Source organism: Mycobacterium sp. (genome assembly GCF_052145595.1).
GTDB lineage: Bacteria > Actinomycetota > Actinomycetes > Mycobacteriales > Mycobacteriaceae > Mycobacterium.
In genome coordinates, this window is the sequence record NZ_JBKQOI010000136.1 from 1 (window position 1) to 3,794 (window position 3,794).

Annotated in this window: 4 protein-coding genes and 1 pseudogene; 4 read left to right on the forward strand and 1 reads right to left on the reverse strand. The window is 66.3% G+C overall.

Going from position 1 to position 3,794, the window contains the following annotated elements; genetic code table 11:
- The 4 genes and pseudogenes from ACLP4W_RS12315 to ACLP4W_RS12330 all read left to right on the forward strand — a co-directional run.
- Positions 1 to 183: pseudogene (locus tag ACLP4W_RS12315) on the forward strand (FAS1-like dehydratase domain-containing protein); the annotation flags it as partial.
- On the forward strand, positions 183 to 596 hold the full coding sequence (locus ACLP4W_RS12320; protein WP_442386407.1) for a MaoC/PaaZ C-terminal domain-containing protein: 414 nt from the start codon (positions 183 to 185) through the stop codon (positions 594 to 596). The pseudogene ACLP4W_RS12315 and the gene ACLP4W_RS12320, both read left to right, overlap by 1 nt.
- A gap of 8 nt (positions 597 to 604) precedes the next feature.
- Positions 605 to 2,404 (forward strand): acyclic terpene utilization AtuA family protein, encoded by a 1,800-nt coding sequence (locus ACLP4W_RS12325; RefSeq protein WP_442386410.1) that lies wholly within the window; start codon positions 605 to 607, stop codon positions 2,402 to 2,404.
- Positions 2,401 to 3,564 (forward strand): acyl-CoA dehydrogenase family protein, encoded by a 1,164-nt coding sequence (locus tag ACLP4W_RS12330; RefSeq protein ID WP_442386408.1) that lies wholly within the window; start codon positions 2,401 to 2,403, stop codon positions 3,562 to 3,564. The genes ACLP4W_RS12325 and ACLP4W_RS12330 overlap by 4 nt, the downstream gene beginning before the upstream one ends.
- On the opposite strand, the gene ACLP4W_RS12335 is transcribed toward ACLP4W_RS12330, so the two are convergent.
- The coding region (locus ACLP4W_RS12335; RefSeq protein ID WP_442386409.1) for a hypothetical protein at positions 3,558 to 3,794 on the reverse strand (237 nt) is incomplete at its 5' end. The two genes, ACLP4W_RS12330 and ACLP4W_RS12335, sit on opposite strands and share 7 nt — an antisense overlap.

A 3,794-nucleotide genomic window follows, 5' to 3' on the forward strand; every position in this document is an offset into this window, starting at 1 on the left:
CCGTTCACGGCGGGCACGGAGCTGGTTCTCGAGACCACCCTCGAGGCGGTCACTCCGAAACAGACCCGTTCCGGCCCTTGCATTTTCGTCACCACTCTCAACACCTTCGCTGCCAAGGATGGCACCGCCCTCAACCGCAACCGCCGCACCGTCGCACTACGCAACCCCGCCCAGGAGTCCTGATGTCGATCAACTTCGAGGTTTCCGACCCGCTCGAACCGCTCAAGCACACCGCCACCGCCCTGCAGTTGTTCCGCTACAGCGCGGTCACCTGGAACCCGCACCGCATCCACTTCGACGAGCCCTACGCACGCGAAGAGGGCCACCGCGGTCTCGCGCTGCACTCCCACCTCCGGGCGGCGCTCGCCTTGCGTTGCGTTACCGAGGGCCTCGGCGCCCAGTGGCGAGTCACGAAGTTCGCCTACCGCCTGCGCAAGCCCGTGTATGCGCCGGCCGATCTCACCTACACATCGCGGGTGACCGCGACCGACGACGACACCATGATCCTCGAGCTCACCGAGCGGGACCCGTCCGGCGAGGCGGGATTCGAAGGGACGGTGTGGGTCAGCAATACCGCCGAAGGAGCGACGAAATGACCGACCAAATGACTGCAGCACCCGGACGAGGACAACGCCCCGTCCGCATCGGGAACTGCTCTGGCTTCTACGGGGACCGCGCGTCGGCGATGGCCGAAATGGCCCGGGCCGGCGGGATCGACGTCCTCACCGGCGACTATCTCGCCGAGGTCACGATGCTGATCCTCGGCAAGGCGCGGGCCAAAGACAGCACCAAGGGCTATGCGGCCACCTTCCTGCCCCAGTTGGACGCGGCGCTCGAACACCTCGTCTCGAACGAGATTCGGCTCGTCATCAACGCCGGGGGGCTGAACCCCGCCGGGCTGGTCGCGGCAACCCGCGAACTGATCGCACGCCGGGGTTACGAGCTGCGGGTCTCCCACGTCGGAGGCGACGACCTCTTTGGTCGCCTCGACGCCCTGCACCAGGCCGGCCATTCACTGCCACACCTGACGAGCGGGGAGCCACTGTCGTCCTGGTCGCATCAGCCGCTGACCGCCAACGCTTATCTCGGCGGCCTGGGCATCGCCCGGGCGCTAGATCACGGCGCCGACATCGTCATCACGGGCCGCGTCGCCGACGCCTCATTGGTCGTCGGTGCGGCCGCCTGGTGGTGGAGTTGGACCCAAGCCGATTACGACGCGCTCGCCGGTGCGGTCGCGGCCGGACATGTGATCGAATGTGGTCCCCAGGCGACCGGGGGGAATTTCTCCGGCTTCCGCACCATCGCAGACCTCGTGCAGCCGGGATTCCCGATCGCTGAGATCGCCGCCGACGGTTCGTCGGTGATAACCAAGAATGCGGGCACCGGCGGCGCGGTCACCCAGGACACGGTCACAGCTCAATTGCTCTATGAGATAGGCGATCCCGCCTATCTCAACCCCGACGTCATCGCCCACCTGGACACCGCCGAGCTGACGGATGTTGGTGACGACCGCGTGCGGATCAGCGGCGTGCGGGGCTCGGCGCCGCCGGCCACGACCAAGGTGGCGATTACGGGCATCGGGGGGTGGCAGAACAGCGTGCTACTCGCGCTGACCGGCGCGAACCTCGATGAGAAGGCTGCCCTCGTGGAGCAATCCGTCGACCGCTACATCGGCGCCGTTGACGGTATCGACGCGGTCGCGGTCGACCGTATTGGGAATGCCCGGTCCGATGCCGAAAGTCAGAATGCGGGTACGGAACTGCTGAGGATAGCGGTGCAGGGAACGAAAGAGGCCGCGGGGCGGGCTTTCTCGTCGCAGATGGTCGAGCTGGCCCTGTCCAGCTACCCCGGCATGTACTCCCTCGGCCCGCCACAACCAGGGTCCGCGTTCGGTGTGTATTGGCCGGCACTGCTCGACCAGGCAGTGCTGCAACACCGGGTCCACCACTATGACGGTGCGAGCGAAATCGTTGCACCCGACAGGGCCGCTGATGGTCAGGCAGCCCGCGGGGCTGACACACCGTTGGCGCAATCGGTGGGCGCGCCGTGCGCCGACGAGCTGGTCCTCGCCTCGCTCGGCGATGTCGTGCATGCCCGTTCCGGCGACAAGGGCGGCGACGCCAACGTCGGTGTCTGGGTACGCGACCGGCACGCCTGGGAGTGGCTCGAGTCGACGCTTACCGTCGACGAGCTCAGGATCCTGCTTCCGGAAACACGCGATCTGCCTATCGAGCGTTATGAATTGCCGAACCTTGGTGCCGTCAACTTCCTGATCGGGGGACTGCTGGGGACCGGCGCCACCTCGTCACTGCGGCTGGACGCGCAGGCAAAAGCGCTTGGCGAGTGGCTGTGCGCACGCAGCACCAAGGTGCCGAAATCTATTGTGGCAGAGGAGAACCAATGAGCGACCCCGGCGACAGCACCGTCGACGTCGTCCGCAAGGCCACCCGCGAGCTGGCCCGGAAGTTCGACTACGGGTATTGGCGCGCGAAAGACCGACTGGGCGAGTACCCGTGGGAATTCGTCAAGTCGTTCGCCGACGGCGGGTGGCTGGGAGCACTCATTCCCGAGGAGTACGGCGGCCTGGGGCTCGGTATCGCGGAGTCCGGCGTGATGATGCAGGAGATCGCCGCCTCCGGTGCCGGGGCGAGTGGCGCCTCGGCGGTGCACTTCTACCTGTTCCCGCCGGCCCCGATCATTCGTCACGGCTCCGAGGAGATGAAGCAGAAGTTCCTCCCGAAGCTCGCCCGCGGCGAGATCCTCATGGCGTTCGGCGTGACCGAACCCACCGCCGGTGTGGACACCTCGCGCATCCGCACCAAGGCGGAGAAGGTCTGCGGTGGCTGGCTGGTCAATGGCCAGAAGGTCTGGATCAGCAACGCACAGAACGCTCACAAGATCCTGCTGCTGGCGCGGACGTCTCCTCGCAACGAGGAGAAACCGCTGGACGGGATGACGCTCTTCTTCACCGACTTGGACCGCGACCGGATCACGGTCCGTGCGATCGAGAAGCTGGGTCGCTCGGCGATCGACTCCAACGAGCTCTTCATCGAGAACCTCGCGGTTCGCGACGACGAGGTCGTGGGTGAGGTGGGCCGGGGCTTCAGATATCTCGTCGACGGGCTGAACTCGGAGCGCATCGTCGTGGGCCTGGAGGGGGTTGGGATCGGCTGGGCCGCAATGGATCTGGCGACAAAGTACGCCAACGAGCGGATCGTCTTCGACCGGCCCATCGGTCAGAATCAGGCGGTCGCCCACCCGTTGGCCGATTCCTGGATGCGACTCGAGTCGGCGCGGCTGATGGCAATGCATGCGGCGAAGCTTTACGACGACCACCAAAAGTGCGGCATCGAGGCCGCGGCGGCCAAGTACCTGGGCGCAGAGGCCGGCTTCGACGCCTGCGACCGCGCCATGTCCACCCACGGTGGTTACGCCTACGCGAAGGAATACCACGTGGAGCGGCTGTGGCGAGAGGCACGGCTACTGCGCAATGCGCCGTTCTCGCAGGAGATGGTGCTGAACTACATCTCCGCCCAGGCGCTGAAGCTGCCGCGCTCCTACTGATCCTCGAGCAGGGTCTCGATCGCGACGACGACATCGAGGGTCGAGTCGAGTGTTGCGGCCGAGCGCAGCACCCGCATCATCTCCCGGCTGCGCTGGCATCTGCACGAACTCGATCCGGGGTGGATACCACCGGCCAAGATCGATCGAACCAGCGCTTTCAACGCCGTAACAGCCCACGTGGCCACCTGCGGTGAGGCGACCCTCGTGCTGCGGCTGGCGCGGCGACTGAT

What these genes read in the sequence shown, in the direction of transcription:
- ACLP4W_RS12320 (WP_442386407.1), top strand. Translation starts at nt 183, where the DNA reads ATGTCGATCAACTTCGAGGTTTCCGACCCGCTCGAACCGCTCAAGCAC.
- ACLP4W_RS12325 (WP_442386410.1), top strand. Translation starts at nt 605, where the DNA reads ATGACTGCAGCACCCGGACGAGGACAACGCCCCGTCCGCATCGGGAAC.
- ACLP4W_RS12330 (WP_442386408.1), top strand. Translation starts at nt 2,401, where the DNA reads ATGAGCGACCCCGGCGACAGCACCGTCGACGTCGTCCGCAAGGCCACC.